Here is a 17,552-nt window from a genome sequence, read left to right as displayed (position 1 = left end):
GGTCAGCGCGCGGCGAGCACCTCGTCGACCCAGGCCGGGACCAGCTCGGTCGCGGGTCCGCGCCGGGACTCGTGGAAGTCGCTGCTGGTGTCGCTGGCGGCGAGGTTGAGCTCGAGCGTGCGCTTGCCGTTGCCGATCGCGTAGTGCACGAAGGCGGCGGCGGGATAGACGAGGCCGGAGGTGCCGATCGACACGAAGAGGTCGCAGGCCCACAGCGCCTCGTCGATGGCATCCATGTCGTAGGGCATCTCGCCGAACCAGACGACGTCGGGGCGCAGCGTGCTGGACGCACACGACGGGCAGGGTGGCCGCTCGACGAGCGTGGACGTCCACTCGTGGCGCTCGTCGCACGCCGTGCACCACGCCGCGGCGAGCCGCCCGTGCATGTGGTGCACGCGCCGTGAACCCCCGCGCTCGTGCAGGTCGTCGATGTTCTGGGTGACGAGGTAGAGGTCGTTGCCGAGCTCGGCCTCGAGCCGGGCCAGCGCGACGTGGGCGGCGTTGGGCTGCACCTGGCTGAGCAGCGCACGCCGCTCGTCGTAGAACCGCTGCACGAGCTCCGGGTCGTGCGCGAAGGCCTCGGGGGTCGCGACCGTCATCGGGTCGTGGCCCTCCCACAGCCCGTCGGCGTCGCGGAACGTGGCCAGCCCGCTCTCGGCGGAGATGCCGGCCCCGGTCAGGACGACGATCCGCACCTCAGTAGTACCAGGGGTACGGCGACCAGTCGGGCTCGCGCTTCTCCAGGAACTGGTCGCGGCCCTCCTGCGCCTCGTCGGTCATGTAGGCAAGCCGCGTCGCCTCGCCGGCGAAGAGCTGCTGTCCGACCAGGCCGTCGTCGAGGAGGTTGAAGGAGTACTTCAGCATCCGCTGGGCGGTCGGGGACTTGCCGTTGATCTTCGCCCCCCACTCCAGCGCGGTCGCCTCGAGGTCGGCGTGGTCCACTACGCGGTTGACCGCGCCCATGGCGAACATCGTCTCCGCGTCGTACTCCTCGGCGAGGAAGAAGATCTCGCGGGCGAACTTCTGCCCGACCTGTCGAGCGAGGTACGCCGATCCGTAGCCGCCGTCGAAGGAACCCACGTCCGCGTCGGTCTGCTTGAAGCGGGCGTGCTCACGGCTCGCGAGGGTCAGGTCGCTGACGACGTGCAGGCTGTGGCCGCCGCCGGCCGCCCAGCCGGGGACCACGCAGATGACGACCTTGGGCATGAAGCGGATCAGCCGCTGGCACTCGAGGATGTGCAGGCGCGCGAGCTTGGCCCGGTCGATCGGGTTGGGCGGCGCCGCCTCGTCGGTGTGGCCGTCGGTTTCGTACTGGTAGCCGGCCTTGCCGCGGATGCGCTGGTCGCCGCCGGTGCAGAAGGCCCACTTGCCGTTCTTGTCGCTGGGCCCGTTGCCCGTGAGCAGGACGCAGCCGACGTCGGCAGACTGGCGAGCGTGGTCGAGCACCCGCAGCAGCTCGTCGACGGTGTGCGGGCGGAACGCGTTGAGCACGTCGGGCCGGTCGAAGGCGATCCGCACGGTGCCGTGTGCCTTGGCCCGGTGGTAGGTGAGGTCCGTCAGGTCCTCGAAACCGGGGACGTCGTCCCAGGCCGCGGGGTCGAACGTCTCGGACACGCCTTCGATCGCACTCATGGGCGGGAGCGTAGTCGGGCCGGAATGGCCCCGGCCGGGGTGGTGTTGTGGTGGTCATGGCACTCAACGGAACCTATGTTCCCAGCGCGACCGAGTGGGTCCGCAAGAACGTCGAGGAGTACGAGGTCAGCAACGGCGAGAAGGGCGGCACCCTCCCCGGGACCGACTACCCGATCGTCGTCGTGACCTCGGTCGGCCGCAAGAGCGGCGACCTCCGCAAGAACCCCGTGATGCGCGTGGAGCGCGACGGCGCCTACCTCGCGGTCGCCTCGAAGGGCGGTGCCCCCGAGAACCCGGAGTGGTACGCCAACTTCGTCGCGCACCCCGAGGTCGAGGTGCAGGACAAGGCCGAGAAGCACACCTACACGGCCCGACTGCTCGAGGGCGCGGAGCGCGCGGACTGGTGGGAGCTCGCCGTGGCGACCTGGCCGACCTATGCGTCCTACCAGGAGAAGACGGACCGCGAGATCCCGCTGTTCCTGCTCGAGCGCGCCTGAGGCGTCGCCTGCTGGAGCGTGCTCACGTTCGGGCGGTGGGTTTGCAACCGTTCGCGGGGCTCGGAACGGTTGCTGTTGCACCGCCAAGGGCGAGCGGCGAGCGGCTGACGCAGGTGATCAGGCGCGGTTGATCGAGCGCGCGAGCCCGAGCAGGTGGCCCAGGCGCGCCAGCTCGGAGTCCAGGAACTCGGGTCCGCCCCGGCGTCCGAGCACGATCAGGTCGGGGCCGAGGGGTGCGCCGCACAGCACCGTCACGTCGTCGTCGGGGAGCCGTGAGGGCCGCTGGATGTCGACCCACGCGATCTCCGCGGGGGCAGCCTCGGTGCTGCGCCCGACAGCGCCGTCGCGACCGACGCGCACCGCCCAGTCGACGCGGAAGGTGATCGGGAGCAGGTCGATGACGCGGTCGAGTGCCTCGGTCGGGTGGGCGGTCAGCTCCTCGACCACCTCGAGGTCCAGGAACAGGTTGCCGCCAGCGGCGTACCGGCTGATCCAGAGCACCTCCACGCCCTCGAGGGCGTTGCACGCGGAGACGACCGAGTCGGGCATGGCGCCCGGCGCCATCTCGAGCAGCACGTCGTCGACCGCGGTGCCGTCGCCGTCCTTCTCGACAATCTCGATCGCGTCGATGTCGCCACCTGCCTGGCCGATCGCGGTCGCGACGCGCCCCAGCGAGCCGGGCACGTCGGGCAGGGCGAGTCTCAGGAGGAAGGGCACCCCGACAGGCTAGCCGCGGGGTGTTGCACCGGTGTTTCCATCTGCGAGACGGGCCCGCAGGCCGCTGGCTCGCTGGGCCTGGCGGCCGATGGCGGCGCGGACCGCGGACTCGGAGCCGATGACGCGGACCTTGCTGCGCGCCCGCGTGACGGCGGTGTAGAACAGCTCGCGGGTGAGCAGTCGCGACTCCTCGTCGGGCAGCAGCACGGTCACGACGTCGGCCTGGCTGCCCTGGCTCTTGTGGATCGTCATGGCGTGCAGCGTCTCCACGTCGCCGAGCCGCGACGGTGCGAGGTCGAGCGCACCGGTGCTCGTCTCGATCGCCACCCGGCGACCGGCGGGGGTGTCGACGACGACGCCGGTGTCCCCGTTGTAGATGCCCAGGGTGTAGTCGTTGGCGGTCACCAGCACCGGCCGCCCGAGGTAGGCCGACTCGTAGAGCGGGTCACCGGTCTCCTGGGTCAGCCACTGCTCGATCCGCCGGTTCCAGTGGCGCACGCCGAAGGGGCCGTCGCGGTGCGCGCAGAGCAACCGGTGGCGGTCGAGAGCAGAGAGCGCCTTGGCTCCGTCGCCTGCGGCGGCTGCGTCGCGTACGGCGAGGGCCGCCGGCAGCGCCGTCGCGCGGATCGCCGAGGCTGGATCGGGATCGGTGACCCACTCGACCTGGTCGTGGCCAGCGCGGAGCGCCTCGATCGCGGCGTCGGCGTCACCGAGGCGCAGCGCCTCGGCCAGTGCACCGATCTCCTCGCCGTAGCGGTGGGCGGTGCGCAACGCCGCGACCGGGGTGTCCGGGCGACCGTCGTAGCCGCGGACGAGATCGGTCAGCACCGCGCCGGCGTCGACCGAGGAGAGCTGGTCGGGGTCGCCGACGAAGACCAGCCGGGCGTCGGGGCGCACGGCTTCGAGCAGCCGCGCCATCATGGTCAGCGAGACCATCGAGGTCTCGTCGACGACGACGAGGTCGTGGGGGAGCCGGTTGCCGCGGTGGTGGCGGAAGCGGGTGCGGTTGCCCGGGTGGGGGCGCAGCAGGCGGTGCAGGGTCATCGCGGTGACCCCCGCCAGCCGGGCCCGGTCGGTCTCGTTGAAGTCGCCGGCGTTGTTGCGCACGGCCTGCTCCAGGCGGGCGGCGGCCTTGCCGGTCGGGGCCGCCATCGCGATCCGCAGGTGTTCGCCGCGCGCCTCGGCCTGCTCGTGCAGGGCGACCAGCAGCCCGGCCACGGCGGTCGTCTTGCCGGTGCCCGGGCCGCCGGTGATGACCGTCGTCCAGTGACTGCCTGCGTGCAGGCAGGCGGCGCGCTGCTCGGCATAGCCCTCGTCCGGGAAGACCCGGGCCAAGGACGCGGCCAGCAGGGCAGGATCCGTCGGCGGGGTCGATGCGGCCCGGGCCATCAGGTCGTCGAGGACCTGGGTCTCCTGCTCGTGGTAGCGGTCGAGGTAGAGCAGGCCGTGCTCCCAGTGCAGCACACCGAGGCCCAGCAGCGGGCTCCGCTCGATCGCCGCCGACCACGAGTCGATGGCGGGCCAGGCCAGGTCGAGGTCGCCGAGCTGGGTGGCGACGTCGGCGAGACCCAGGCACACCGAGCCGTGCCGGACGGCCCGCGACGTCAGTGCGATCGCGAGCAGGACGTCCTGGTCGTGCTCGCCGCCGAGCTGGCCCAGGGTGGTCGCGATGTGCACGTCGGCCGCGGTGATCAGGCCGGCCGCGTTGACCGCGGCCAACACCGGTGGGGCGTTCAGCGCCAGGTCCCGGTCGTGGGCATCGACCGGCTCGAAGAGATCGCTCATGCGCGTGCCCCCGTTCGCTCGTCGGCACCGTCCAGCAGGGCGGACATGGCCTCCACCAGAGCCAAGGGTGGGCGCCAGGCGAAGACGCCGCAGGGTGCCCCGTCGATGCGCGGGGTGTCCGGACCGCACATGCCGCGGAGGTAGAGGTAGAGCACGCCACCGAGGTGGGTCGCCGGGTCGTAGTCGGCCAGCCGCCAGCGCAGGAAGCGGTGCAGCACCACGGTGTAGAGGAGTGCCTGCAACGGGTAGTCGGAGTGGCCCATCGCGTCGTCGAGCACCGCCGGACGGTAGTCGTGGGCGGTCAGCGGCGCGTCCAGGTCGCCCAGCCAGTTGGTCTTGTAGTCGACGGTCAGGAAGCGGCCCGCCACCCGCAGCACCACGTCGATCGAGCCGGTGAGGTAGCCCCGCAGCTCCTGGTCGGCGAGGTCGGGGTCGCCGTCGAGGGTGTCGGCGTAGGAGAGCACCGGATCGCCCAGAGGCAGGTGTCGACGCAGCAAGGGGGCGAGGTCGCCGAGCCGCACCGGGACGGTGGGGTAGGCCGCGTCGTCCCCGCCGGCGAGCGGCAGCTCGAAGTCGAGCTCCCGCAGCCGGTCGGGGAGTCGCAGGTCGAGCAGCGTCAGGTCGTCGGCCAGCGGACCGAGCGGGCTCGAGCAGACGGCCGCCAGGGCGTCGGCGAGCGCCTCGGCATCGAGGTCGACCGGCCACCACACGAGCTGCTCGCTGATGTGGGCGAGCAGCTCGGCACGGAAGTCGGACGCCGCCGGGTCGGCGTGCTCGAGCACCGCGTGCACGAGGGAGCCGAACGTCGCGCCCACGGGCAGGTCGGCCATCGGCGAGGGCACCGCCGCGGTCTCCACGTCGGGCGGCGGTGCGGCCTCGGTCAGCAGGAAGGCGTCGCCCAGCTCGGGCGGGTCCTCGGGCTCGGACAGCGGCTCGGACCAGGTGCCCGCATCGCTGTGGGCAGCGCCCGCGGCCGACAACGACGAATAGGACGTACGGCGCCACGCGGTGTCGACGATGCGGGTGAACGTGCGCACGGCGAGCGGCTCGGTGGACCGCTCCAGCGGCGTCGGGTCGGGCGGGGTCAGTGCGGCGAGCTCGACCGCCGGGCCGCCGGCGGCCTGCCAGTGCCCCAGGATCTCCAGCAACCGGTCCTCGGCGACCAGGGCCTGCTCGTCGGGCACGGCCACTCCCTGCGGCCGGCGCCCGAAGAGCATCCGGTGCAACGGGGACGCCGGGGTGTTGCGCTCGGCCGCGGCGTACCACGCGACGACCTGCGACTGGGCCCGCGTCAGCGCGACGTAGAGCAGCCGCAGCGACTCACCGGCGTCCTCGCGCCAGTGGCGGGCCACCGAGTGGCGGTGGAAGGGGCTGCGGCCACCGACGTCGCGGCAGCGCCGGCCCTCGTCGTCGTGGAAGAGCGGGATCTCCGGGTCGTTGCCGACATAGCGGTTCCACAGAGTCGGGAGGTAGACGACGGGATATTGCAGGCCCTTGCTGCCGTGGATCGTCACGAGCTGGACCGCCGCGGCATCGGAGTCGAGTCGGCGGGTGCGCTCGGAGGCGACCTCGACCTTATCGTCGGCGACCTGCTCGCGCAGCCACCCGAGGACACCGACGATGCCGAGCCGGTCCTCGACGCTGACGCGGTGGAGCGCCTCGCCGATGTGGCGGATGTCGGTCAGGGTGCGCTCGCCGCCGACGCGTCCCAGCACCCGCGCGGTGAGGCCGGCGACGACGGTGACCTCGAGGACGGCGGCGACGCCACGGGTGGTGAAGACGTCGGTGAGGGTACGGACGCGCTCGGCCAGCGAGTCGGTGAGCTGGTCGCCGCCGGCGTCGAGCGCGGCCGCGGAGTAGCCGAAGAACGAGGTCAGCGCGGCGGCCCGGACCCGGTCGGCGCGGTGGGGCTGCTCCAGCGCCTCCAGCAAGGTCACCCACTCGGCGGCCGCGGGCGTGTGGAACACCGAGCCGCCCGCGTTGATGACCGACGGCACGCCGACGACGGCGAGCGCCTCCTGCGTCGCCTCGAGCTCGCTGCGTCGCGCGGCCAGCACGGCGATGTCGCCGGGCGCCAGCGCCCGGCCCTCGAAGGTCGCGCCGCTCTGGATCAACCGTTTGATGTCGTGGGCCGCGTCGGTGATGACGTGCTCGCGCCACACGGCCACCGGGGGCTTGGACCGCGGCCCCTTGCCGAGCTCCTGGCGGCGTACGACCCGGAGCCGGAACGGCGCGCCCGCACCGGACAGGCGCGACTCGCGATAGTTCGCCGTCACGGGGTGTACGGCGATGCGCGGGTCGCCGAGGGTCGCGCCCTCGAGCAGGGCCTGGAGCCCGTCGAGCAGCGGCTGGTCGGAGCGCCAGTTGACGCCCAGCGTCTGGGTGGTGCGCGCGGCGTCGGCCGCGGCGAGGTAGGTGACGATGTCGCCGCCGCGGAAGGCATAGATCGCCTGCTTGGGGTCGCCGATCAGCACCATCGTGGTCGAGTCGGCGAAGGCCCGCTGGAAGACCTGCCACTGCACCGGGTCGGTGTCCTGGAACTCGTCGATCAGCACGAACTTCCAGCGCCGGCGCATGCGCGCGCGGGCCGGGGCGTCGAGCTCGGTGAGGGCGTCGGCGAGCTGGCTGAGGAGGTCGTCGTAGCTGAGCACGCCGAGCCGGCGCTTGCGGCGCTCGACCTCGTCGAGCACCTCGGTCGCGAACCGCACGCGTATCGCCGCCGGTGAGTCGGGCGCCTCGGTCAGCACCGCCACCGGCTCGATCACCGCGCGCGGGTCACCGACCACCTCGCGGGCGAGCGCCAGCGCCTCGGTGCGGCTCCACGGCGGCTTCTCCTCCTTGCCGAAGCGGGCGAGGTAGAGGTCGTCGACGACCTCGGAGGTGAGCTGCTCGAGGTCCTCGACCAGGGTGGCGCCGGAGTCGGTGTCGCCGGCGACGCCCAGGCTGCGCAGGACGAGCTGGCAGAACTGGTGGATGGTGGCGATGGTGGCCTCGTCGAAGGAGACCAGTGCGGCGGTGAGCCGGCGCAGCCGCTGCGCGACCTCGGCCGCGTCGGCTCCCAGCAGCCAGTCGTGAAGGCGGTTGCCGGACTCGCGCGACGCCGGGTCGGCGAGCACCTGCACGGCCTCGTCGAGCTGGGCGCGCACCCGCTCGCGCAGCTCCTGGCTGGCGGCTCGGGTGAAGGTGACGACGAGCATCTCGTCGAGCGCGACCCGGCCCTCGGCGACGTGCTTGGTCACGAGGGCTGCGATCGTCCAGGTCTTGCCGGTGCCGGCACTCGCCTCGAGCAGGGTGATGCCGGGCTCGAGGTCGCGGGTGATGTCGAAGGTCTCCATCAGATGCCCCGGATCTGTTCGTTGCCGGGGCGGCCGGTGGGGGAGTCGTCGCCGATCAGCGGGCTCCACAGCCGCCACGAGAAGTGACCCAGCCGGTGGGGGGCGGGGCCGTCCTCTCCCGCCCGCAGCGGCGCGGCGAGCAGGTCGTAGTCGGCGTGCTCGCCGAAGGCGCGCACGTGCCAGGCGTCGGCGTCCTCCTTGGGGAAGCCGGAGTCGTTGAAGCGCGGTGTCGTCCACTCGGCGCGGCCCCGCGCGTCGGGGTCGCCGTCGCTGCCGCCCTGGGTGCGGCGGAACTCCTCGGTCCAGGCCAGCGACGTCTTGACCGGAAGCGGCAGCGGCTCGCGCAGCCCGGCCTCGTGCAGGGCGACGAGGTCGCGCAGCCACGCGCGGGCGTCGTGCTCGGCGAGCGGCCTGACCATCGCGACCTGTCCGCCGGAGCGGTGCTTGCCGATGGTGTGGATCGTCCAGTTCTCGTCGGGCCGACCGGCGGCGAGGGCCAGCGCGTTGAGCCACGCGGCCAGCCGGTGCTTGGCGCCGAGGTTGGAGAAGGAGACCGCGACCAGGTTGTTGCCGAAGATGTCGCCGATGGTGCCGGTGACGCGGCGATCACCGAGGTCGATGTCAACGTCGAGGGTGCGGGGCGGACCCGTCTGCAGGCCGCGCGCGGCCAGCACGAGCGGCCCTGCCTTCGTCTTGATCGTCTCCAGCACCCCGTCGCCGAGCGGACCCGGCGGCAGCTGGCCGCCGGCTCGGAGTGCCTCGATGACGGCGGGACCCTCGGCCCCGCCGAGCACCGCCGTCGCGAGCTGGTCGCCGACCGCCCACTGCTCGAGGTTGTCGAGGGTGATCGGGATCGCGTCCTTGATCGCGTCGGCGTCGTAGGGCTTGGTGATCCGCAGCCGCCTGCGCAGGAAGCCCTGCACCGGGTGCCGATAGAAGTCCTGCAGGTCCGCCAGCGCCACCTCGGGAGTCGGCTCGGCGGGCGGCAGCGCCGTCGGCACCAGCTCACGCACGACCAGCCGCTCGCCCCGGGCAGCCTGGGCGCCGGCGAGGGCGGAGCGGTCGAAGGTGAAGGGGCGCGTGCCGCGCAGCCGGCCGGGGACGAGGTTGTCCTCGTCGAAGGGCTGGAGCGGGTGCTGGGTGAGCACGCGGTCGCGGACCGGCTCGGCCGCGGTGCGGTCGAGGGCGTCGAGCAGCTCTCCGAGCGGGACTGCCGGCGGTCGCTCGGCGCCGTTGTGCTCGCCGCGCCCGGTGTAGGTGATCACCAAGGTCTCGGTCGTCGCGGCGATCGCGTCGAGCAGCAGCTGGCGGTCCTCCGAGCGCACGTCGCGCTCACCGGTGCGCGGTCGTCTCGCCAGCACGTCGTCACCGTCGACCCCGGTCGCGCGCGGGAAGACACCGTCGTCGAGTCCGACCAGGCACACCACGCGGTGCGGGACCGAGCGCATCGGCACCATCGTGCAGACCGTCAGCGTGCCGGTGCGGAAGTTGGAGCGGGTCGGTCGCCCCCGGAGCCGCTGCTGCAGCAGCGCGCGGACGTCGGCCTGCCGCAGCAAGGTGTCCTTGCCGGCCGCTCCGGCCGCGATCCGGGCCAGCTCGCGGTCGAACTGTGCGACCTGCCAGCTGTCGTCGAGCGCGGTCGCGGTCAGCTGGTGCACGCCGTCGCCCAGCACGCCCGTCCAGTCGGCCACCGTGCGCGCGGCCTCGGCGCCGGTCAGGAACGTGTGCATCCGGTCGATGAACTCCGCGAACCGGCCGGCCAGCTCGAGGTCACCGTCGCTGACGTCGTCGACCGGCAGCGCTCCGGCGACCTGTCGGTGGTCCAGCCCCGACATCGCGGCTCCCAGCAGCACCCGGCGGAGGCCGGCGGCCCAGGTGTTGGCGGACAGTCCGCCGAGCCCGAACCCGGCGCGGTGGTCGGCGTCGTAGCCCCACCGGATGCCGGCCTCGCCCACCCACTGCGCGATCCGCTCGAGCGCGTCGTCGCCGAAGCCGAAACGCGCGCGCACGGGGTCGGAGCCGGCGAGGTCGAGGACCTGGGTCGCGGTCAGCCGTCCGCGCACCAGCTCGACGAGCTGGGCCGCGACGCCGAGCAACGGGTTGGTGGCACCGAGTGCCCGGTCCGCGAGCCGCACCCGCAGCTGGTGGGCCGGGTGGCCCTGGCCCTCGGCGATGTCGGCGAGCCCGAACCCGGCCGAGATGAGGGGTGCATAGCTCTCGATGTCGGGACACATCACCAGGATGTCGCGGGGCTCGAGGGTCGGGTCGTCGGCGAGCAGCCCGACGAGCACCTCGCGCAGCACGTCGACCTGGCGCGCGGAGCCGTGGCAGGCGTGGACCTGCACGGACGAGTCCGCGCCCGTGCGTCGGGCCCGGGTCGCGGGGTCGGGGGCGGCGTTGGCGCGCAGGTCGGACTGCAGCCAGCCCAGCAGCGTGTCGGGCGGTCGGGGTGTGCCCGACGTGGGCGCTGTTGGTACGGCGCCGAGCGTGCGTCGCAGCTCGCGCGAGTCGCGCCCCAGGGAGCCGAGCAGCGGGTGGCCGACGAGGTCGGCGGAGTCGTCGGCCGACCTCGGCACCTGACCCTCGCGAGCGGTCGGCTCGAGGGCCGACCACAACGCCGGGGAGGCCTGTGGCAGCCAGAGGTGGACGTCGCGGAGGGCGCCGAGCGCGTCGAGGAGCGCGACCTCGGTCTCGGGCAGCCGGGTGTGGCCGAACAGCGAGAGCCGGGGCGGCAGGTCGAGGTCGGCGCCGCCGCTGCGCAGTCGCTCCAGCGTGGTCGCGAGCCGGACGTCCGGAGGAGGAACGTCGATCCGGGCGATCAGCCGTCGCCAGAGCTCGGCCTGCCAGCGCAGGTCGCCCTCGAGCTCGCCGCCCGTGCCGTCGGTGTCGCGACCCGCCCGCCAGTCGGTGATCAGCGTCGGTCGCTGGCTGGCATAGGACGCGAACAGCCCGGCGAGTCGCCGGGCGACGGCATAACGGCGGGTGCTGCGCTCGTCGTCGGGGTCGCCGCCGCCGAGGTGGGCCGTCAGGTCACCGAAACCGGGCTCGCCCATCACCGAGTCGATGACGTCGAGCAACGGCCACGCCAGCCGCTCCGGGTCCCACGGGTCCTCAGTGTCCTTGTCGAGCAGCATCGCGACCAGCGAGGAGGGCGTCACGAAGTCCACGCCCGCGCACACGCCGTCACCGGCCCGCGGCCCCACCCCGAGCCGGTGCGAGAGCCGCTGGGTCAACCACCGCTCCACGCCGCGCGCCGGCACCACGACCACCTCGCGGGCGAAGGGATCCGCCAGCGGGGTCGCGAGCAACGCCGCCAGGGCATCAGCCAGGGCGTCGGTGCGCTCGGCGACGTGGACGTGGACTGCCATGGCCGCAGCCTGCCATCAGGCACCGACAGCGGTGGATGCTGGATGCGCGAAATCCGGAACGGGACACCGACTGCTCGAGTCGATGTCCCGTCCGGTGTTGTCTGTCCTGACAACGTGCAGGGAGCGTCAGTGCTTGAAGGCGTCCTTGACCTTCTCGCCGGCCTGCTTGATGTCCGAGGAGGTCTGGTCGCCCTTGCCCTCGGCTTCCAGGCTCTCGTCGTCGGTCGCCTTGCCGGCGCCCTCCTTGGCCTTGCCCGAGAGGTCTTCTGCCTTGTTCTTGATCTTGTCGTCGAGTCCCATGCGGTTCCCTTCGTCGTCGCGCCCCGTTCGGACGCACTTCGAACCTGTCACGGGTCACCGGACCGTTCATCACCCCTGTGGGTGCAATGTGTCGAAATCGCGAGCGGCCGACGCACCCCCTTGGTGCGTCGGCCGCCGCGGTGCCCCCCGGCACTCAGGCCATGCGCTCACTCAGAGGAGCGCGCGGCCTCTCTCAGCGGATCGCTGCCGCAGCTGCGACCACGTCGACAAGGCCGAAGCCCTTGTCGTACGACGTTCCGCTGACGTAGTGGGCTCCGTCGGTGTACTTGTGGGCGGTCGCCTTGAGGGCGGCCTCCACCTGGGCCGGCGAAGCGGACGGGTTGGCCTGGAAGAGCTGGGCCACGATGCCGGCGATATGAGGTGCAGCCATCGACGTACCGCTGATCGTGTTGAACGTCCCGACGTCGAGCATGCCCGGACCGTTCTCGGGAGCGCCGCCCGTGGAGCAGATCACGAGGTAGAGGCGGCACGCCGAGGTGATGTCCTCGCCCGGGGCGGAGATGTCGGGCCAGGTCTGGGTGCGCGAGGCGTCCCCGCGCGAGGAGAACTCGGACACGACGCCGTCACGGGTGCCGGTGTTCTCGTCGAAGTAGGAGGCAACCGAGAGGATGCCGCCGGTCGGGTCCTGGCCGGGCGGGTTGGTCAGGCTCTCCGAGCCGTTGCCACCGTCGTTGCCGGCGGCCCACACGGTCACGACACCCTCGGCGACCAGCGCACGCTGGATCTTGACGGTCGCCGACTCGGGCTCGAGGTCACCGCCGCCGGAGGGGCCGTAGGAGTTGTTGGTGACCTTGATCGGCGGGCAGGTGGTCGCCGGGACGCCCGCGCCGCACGGGGCCGCGTGGTTCTCCAGCACCCAGTTGAGGGCCGCGTCGGCACCGATGATGAACAGGCCTGCGCCGGTGGACAGCGAGACGAGCTTGGCGCCGGGAGCGGCGCCCTGCAGCTTCTTGCCACCGGCGATGGTCACCGGGTTGCCGGCGACGATGCCGCTGACGTGGGTGCCGTGGCCGCCGACGGCCAGCGTGTCGGTGTCGACGGAGTTGGGGACCTTCTGGACCGAGCAGATCAGGTCGAACGGGTCGCAGAGCGTCTTCAGGTTGGCGACCACGGCGCTGCTGCCGTCGGCCTCCTTGAAGTAGGGGTGGGTCGGGTCGATGCCGGAGTCGATGACCGCGACGCTGACGCCGTTGCCGGTCAGCCTCGTGCCGTCCGCGCCGGTGAGCGTCTGGGTCGCCTCGAAGCCACGGGTGGCGACGTTGCTGGTGTCCTGGAAGAGCTCGATCGGGGCGTTGCCCTCGACGTATGTCACGCCGGGCTGGCTGCGCACGGCCTGGATCTGCGACGCGGTGCCGGTCGCGACGACGACGCCGATCTTGCGGAAGGTGGTGACCCGCTTCATCCCGGTGTTGGTCACCGCCGCCTGGGCCTGCGTCAGCGTCGCTCCGTGCACCATGACGGCGGCGGGCGCCGAGGCGGACAACGTCGACAGCTGCTCGGCCAGGAAGGCCGAGACGTTGGCGCGGTCGTCGGCGGCGTTGGCCTGTGCGACGAGCGTCGTCGGGGCCACGAGACTGGCCGTGGTCGCAAGGGCGGCGGCGCCCAGCGCGAGGGTGGTCTTGAGTCGCACGATCGTTGAACCTCCGTTGGGGATGTCGGGCGCCGAGCGCACCCGACCAGGGTCTGAGGGCTCAACGACCACGCTCACACGGGGTCACGCGTGCGGGTCAGTGGTGCCGGAGGGCCTCGATCAACTCGTCCTTGCTCATCTGGGAACGCCCCTCGATGTCGAGCTCGGCCGCACGCTCGCGCAGCTCCTCGACCGTGCGGTCGTCGTAGTCGGTGGCCTCGCCGCCGCGCTCGCCGACGGTCGAGCGGCCCTCGGCCGCGGCTGCGTTGGCGATCCGCGCGGCCTTCTCCTTGCTCGCGCCGTCGTCGCGCAGCGCCTCGTACATCTCGGCGTCCTTGACGGACGGTCCGGGTTCCTTCTTGCCTGGCATGTCTCCTCCTTCAGGTGGTCACGCGGTGGACTCACGCAGTGCGGGCAGCACCTCGGCGCCGTACGCCGCGATCATGTCGGCGTAGTGAGGCCCCATGTTGGCGACGTAGACCTCGTCGAAGCCGGCCTCCACGGCCGGTCGCAGGCCCTCGATGTGGACCTCGACGTCGCTGCCGCAGGCGACCTTCTCGCCGGTCTGCTCCGGGGTGACGAGCTCGGCCGCCTGCTCGAAGTGCTGCGGCGACGGCAGCACCTGGGCCAACTCACCCGGCAGGCCGCTCGTGCTCCACAACCGGTGGGCGATCTCCACGCCCTCGTCGCGGGTGGGCGCCCAGCAGGCCTTGGTCCCCATCTGCGCGGGCTTGCCGCCGGACCCCTCACCGAACCGCGTCAGCAGCTCCTGGTCGGGGCTCGTGGTGATGTAGCCGTCGCCGATGCGCGCGGCGAGGTCGGTGGCGTGCGGCCCGAAGCCGGAGATGTAGATCGGCGGCGGCTCGTCGGGGAGCGTGTAGATGCGGGCGGTGTCCACGGTGTAGTGCCGCCCCTCGTGCCGGACCACCTCGCCGGTGAAGAGCTGCCGGATGACGTCGACGGCCTCCTCGAGCATGTCGAGGCGGGTGTGCGCGGTCGGCCACGCCTGGCCGAGGATGTGCTCGTTGAGCGCCTCGCCCGAGCCGAGCCCGAGGGTGAAGCGGCCCTCGAGCAGCACCGCGCTGGTGGCGGCGGCCTGGGCGATGATCGCCGGGTGGATGCGGTAGGTCGGGCAGGTGACCGCGGTGGTCACTGGCAGGTCGGTGGCCTCGGCGATCGCGCCGATGACCGACCAGACGAACGGGCTCTGGCCCTGCGCGTCGTTCCACGGGTGGAAGTGGTCGCTGATCCAGAGGGCCTCGAAGCCTGCCTTCTCGGCCAGCTTCGCCTGCTCGACCAGCTGCTGGGGCGTGTACTCCTCGCTCGAGAGGAAGTATCCGAATCGCATGTCGCCTCCTCGGGTCCCTCCTCACCCTGCCCCGCGACCTGACCGGCCGGCCACCTCCCTTCGGGCGGAGCGCGCGGGCGGGGCGTCGCCGTACGCTCGCCGCATGAGCGAGCCGAGCGGGCAGGGCCGGCGCGAGACCCCCGAGGAGCGCGCCGACCGCAACTGGACCGACCTGCTCCAGGAGCTGCGCGTCAGCCAGACGGGTGTCCAGCTGCTTGCGGCGTTCCTGGTCACGCTGCCGTTCCAGTCGCGCTTCACCGAGCTCGACGACTTCCAGCAGCGGTGGTACCTCGGCCTCCTCGCCCTCGCCTTCCTGACCGTCGGCGTCACGCTCGCGCCGGTCGCCATCCACCGCCAGGTCTTCCAGGGTGGCGCCAAGCCGAGGCTGGTCCGCGCCGCGCACGTGCTGACCGAGCTCGCGCTGGGGCTGATCGCGCTGCTGCTGGCCGGCATCGCGTTCCTCGTGGTCGACGTCGTGCTCGACCGGACCGCCGCGACCCTCGCCAGCGGGGTGTCGCTGCTGGTCCTGCTGGTCCTGCTCGTCGCCGTACCCCACCTCGTCTCGCGGGGCGCGACTCACACGACGTGACGCAGGAAGGGCTCGCAGCATCGGCTCGATCCGGGCGCACGCAAAAGGCCCCGACTCGTGGGAGTCGGGGCCATCTTGTGCGCCTGTAGGGATTCGAACCCCAAACCTTCTGATCCGTAGTCAGATGCTCTATCCGTTGAGCTACAGGCGCATGTCGCGCTGCAACAGCACGACCGGATGAGGATAGCGGACCCCTACGGTCAACCCGAAATCAGCCCGCTTCCCCAGCATTGGTGAGGCCGCTGATGGACTGACGCGCCCCGACCGGTGGAGGGTCGTTATGGTGTCGTGCACGTTGCGCGGCTGGGGGCGAACGAGGCGACCCCGGCACCTCACGAGAGGCAGAACTTTTCGATGGCAGATGTCGAGGCGGCATTGGATGCAGCTGGGTTGACCAACCCGGCGGTCCGCGAATACGTCCGCAAGTACGCCGATCTCACCGGCGCAGAGCGGATCGAGGTGGTCAGCCCCGCAGATGACGCGCGCCTGATCCAGGAGGCTCTCGAGGCGGGTGAGCTCATGCCTGCGGGTGAGGGCCGCTACTACTCGCGGAGCTACCACAAGGACACCGCGCGCTCCGAGGAGCGCACGATCGTCGCGTCCAACGACGAGAAGGACAAGGGCGTCTACAACAACTGGCGCCCGGCCTCCGAGATGGTCCCCATGCTCGAGGACCGCATGCGCGGAGCCTCGCAGGGCAAGACCATGTACGTCATCCCCTACCTGATGGCGCCCCCCGGCAACGAGCTCGCCCCGTGGGCGACCGGCGTCCAGGTCACCGACACCCGCACCGTGGTGCTGCACATCCTGCGGATGGCGCGCGTCGGTGCCGAGCACCTCAACGACGCCGGGGACCAGTTCGTCCGCGCCGTCCACGTCACCGGCGACCTGGAGAACCTCGGCCAGGGCACGCCCGAGGACCAGCGCTACTTCGTCACCGTCGGTGACGAGCGGACGATCCTGCACTTCGGCTCGTCCTACGGCGGCAACGCGCTGCTCGGCAAGATCGCCCACGGCCTGCGCCAGGGTGCCTACGACGGGTGGGCGAGCAAGAAGTTCCTCGCCGAGCAGTACATGCTCATCGGCATCCACGACAAGGAGACCGGGAAGGACTACCACATCTGTGGTGGCTTCCCGAGTGCCTCCGGCAAGACCAACCTGGCGATGATGCTGGCCCCCGACGTCCTCGGCGAGCGCTACCACGTCTCGTTCTACGGCGACGACATCGCGTGGCTGTGGGTCGACGAGTCCACCGGCAAGCTGATGGGCATGAACCCGGAGTTCGGTGTCTTCGGTGTCGCCAAGGACACCAACGAGAACACCAACCCGACCGCGCTGCACTCGGTCGACCCGGGCTCGGGCGCGATCTTCACCAACATCGCCTACAACCCGACCACCCAGGAGGTCTGGTGGGAGGGCCGCACGCCCGAGCCGCCGGCCGACGTCACGGGCTGGTTGGACTGGAAGGGCAACCCGATCTCGGAGCGCACGCCCGAGCAGGCGGGCGAGCCGTGGGCCCACCCCAACAGCCGGTTCACCACGACGCTCGACAACGTGCCCAACATCGCCAAGGACTACAACGCGGCGACCGGTGTCCCGATCGACGCGATCATCTTCGGTGGCCGCACCCGCGACCGCGAGCCGCTGATCCGCGCGATCCACGACCTCGCCGAGGGTGTCTACGACGGCCTGACCCTGGGCGCCGAGGCCACCTCGGCCGCGGAGGGCAAGGAAGGCCTGCTGCGCTACGACCCGATGTCCAACCGCCCCTTCATGGCGTACGGCGAGGGCGACTACGCGCAGCACTACCTCGACATCGTCGGGGCGGCCAAGGACCAGCCGATCTTCGCGCACGTCAACTGGTTCCAGCGTGGCGAGGACGGCCGCTTCCTGTGGCCCGGCTACCGCGACAACCTGCGTCCGCTGCTGTGGCTGCTGCAGCTGAAGAACGGTGAGGTCAAGGGTCGCGAGACCCCGGTCGGCATCCTGCCGACCAAGGAGGAGCTCAACCTCGAGGGCGTGGACATCACCCCCGAGGACCTCGACACGATCCTGTCGATCGACACGGACCGCTGGAAGCAGGAGATGGGCTTCCGCGAGGAGCACCTCCAGCAGTTCGACCGGATGCCCGACGCGATCTGGGAGGCCCACCGCCGGGTCGCCAAGGCGCTCGAGGACGACCAGGCCTGACGCCTCGAACAGTGCACGACCAACAGCCGGCCGCGGTTCGCCCGCGGCCGGCTGTCTGCGTCCATGACCCGATCACCTCGCAACCGTCGCCGCGAAACCCGTAGCATCCACCCTGACGCGCCGATCTGAGCCGCGCGTGG

General features: G+C 71.8%; 13 protein-coding genes and 1 tRNA gene. 3 read left to right on the top strand and 11 right to left on the bottom strand.

Translation table 11 applies throughout. The features are described 5' to 3' along the window. Window positions 1-2: 2 nt before the first annotated feature. Window positions 3-695 carry an NAD-dependent deacylase gene (locus C9J87_RS17185; RefSeq protein WP_010831243.1) on the bottom strand — a complete coding sequence of 231 codons (693 nt, stop codon included), beginning with the start codon at window positions 693-695 and terminating at the stop codon, window positions 3-5. 1 nt (window position 696) lies between these two features. After that, window positions 697-1,632: a 1,4-dihydroxy-2-naphthoyl-CoA synthase gene (locus tag C9J87_RS17180; protein ID WP_010831227.1), complete on the bottom strand. Its 936-nt coding sequence runs from the start codon at window positions 1,630-1,632 to the stop codon at window positions 697-699. Window positions 1,633-1,688: 56 nt separating this feature from the next. Here C9J87_RS17180 and C9J87_RS17175 point away from each other — a divergent pair, with 56 nt between their 5' ends. After that, window positions 1,689-2,129 (top strand): nitroreductase family deazaflavin-dependent oxidoreductase, encoded by a 441-nt coding sequence (locus C9J87_RS17175; RefSeq protein ID WP_107706135.1) that lies wholly within the window; start codon window positions 1,689-1,691, stop codon window positions 2,127-2,129. A 117-nt stretch (window positions 2,130-2,246) separates the two neighbouring features. Here C9J87_RS17175 and C9J87_RS17170 read toward each other — a convergent pair whose 3' ends face one another. From C9J87_RS17170 to C9J87_RS17135, 8 genes are all read right to left on the bottom strand, one after another. Continuing rightward, on the bottom strand, window positions 2,247-2,846 hold the full coding sequence (locus C9J87_RS17170; RefSeq protein ID WP_107706134.1) for an ACT domain-containing protein: 600 nt from the start codon (window positions 2,844-2,846) through the stop codon (window positions 2,247-2,249). Between the two features lie 9 nt (window positions 2,847-2,855). Continuing rightward, window positions 2,856-4,631 (bottom strand): exodeoxyribonuclease V subunit alpha, encoded by a 1,776-nt coding sequence (gene recD / locus C9J87_RS17165; RefSeq protein ID WP_010831224.1) that lies wholly within the window; start codon window positions 4,629-4,631, stop codon window positions 2,856-2,858. Further along, window positions 4,628-7,966, bottom strand: a complete 3,339-nt coding sequence (locus C9J87_RS17160; protein ID WP_107706133.1) for a UvrD-helicase domain-containing protein — start codon at window positions 7,964-7,966, stop codon at window positions 4,628-4,630. The genes recD and C9J87_RS17160 overlap by 4 nt, the downstream gene beginning before the upstream one ends. Next, window positions 7,966-11,334, bottom strand: a complete 3,369-nt coding sequence (gene recC / locus C9J87_RS17155) for an exodeoxyribonuclease V subunit gamma (protein WP_010831222.1) — start codon at window positions 11,332-11,334, stop codon at window positions 7,966-7,968. The genes C9J87_RS17160 and recC overlap by 1 nt, the downstream gene beginning before the upstream one ends. A gap of 126 nt (window positions 11,335-11,460) precedes the next feature. Beyond that, window positions 11,461-11,634, bottom strand: coding sequence for a CsbD family protein (locus C9J87_RS17150; RefSeq protein ID WP_036489921.1), 174 nt, complete (start codon window positions 11,632-11,634; stop codon window positions 11,461-11,463). Window positions 11,635-11,827: 193 nt separating this feature from the next. Beyond that, window positions 11,828-13,285 (bottom strand): S8 family serine peptidase, encoded by a 1,458-nt coding sequence (locus tag C9J87_RS17145; RefSeq protein ID WP_036491790.1) that lies wholly within the window; start codon window positions 13,283-13,285, stop codon window positions 11,828-11,830. 97 nt (window positions 13,286-13,382) lie between these two features. Further along, window positions 13,383-13,655 (bottom strand): DUF7218 family protein, encoded by a 273-nt coding sequence (locus C9J87_RS17140; protein ID WP_010831220.1) that lies wholly within the window; start codon window positions 13,653-13,655, stop codon window positions 13,383-13,385. 18 nt (window positions 13,656-13,673) lie between these two features. Then, entirely contained in the window at window positions 13,674-14,633 is a 960-nt protein-coding gene (locus tag C9J87_RS17135) for a TIGR03557 family F420-dependent LLM class oxidoreductase (RefSeq protein ID WP_010831219.1), read from the bottom strand. Window positions 14,634-14,736: 103 nt separating this feature from the next. Between C9J87_RS17135 and C9J87_RS17130 the strand changes: the two genes are divergently transcribed. After that, window positions 14,737-15,222 (top strand): DUF6328 family protein, encoded by a 486-nt coding sequence (locus tag C9J87_RS17130; protein WP_010831218.1) that lies wholly within the window; start codon window positions 14,737-14,739, stop codon window positions 15,220-15,222. Between the two features lie 78 nt (window positions 15,223-15,300). Here the strand turns inward: C9J87_RS17130 and C9J87_RS17125 are convergent. Beyond that, window positions 15,301-15,373: transfer RNA gene (locus tag C9J87_RS17125), tRNA-Arg, on the bottom strand. Between the two features lie 203 nt (window positions 15,374-15,576). Between C9J87_RS17125 and C9J87_RS17120 the strand changes: the two genes are divergently transcribed. Beyond that, window positions 15,577-17,412 (top strand): phosphoenolpyruvate carboxykinase (GTP), encoded by a 1,836-nt coding sequence (locus C9J87_RS17120; protein ID WP_107706132.1) that lies wholly within the window; start codon window positions 15,577-15,579, stop codon window positions 17,410-17,412. The last annotated feature ends 140 nt before the right edge of the window (window positions 17,413-17,552 follow it).

This window comes from Nocardioides allogilvus (genome assembly GCF_003047285.1).
GTDB lineage: Bacteria > Actinomycetota > Actinomycetes > Propionibacteriales > Nocardioidaceae > Nocardioides > Nocardioides allogilvus.
The sequence above is the reverse complement of the archived record's forward strand: the minus strand, read 5'-3'. Positions and strand labels throughout refer to the sequence as shown.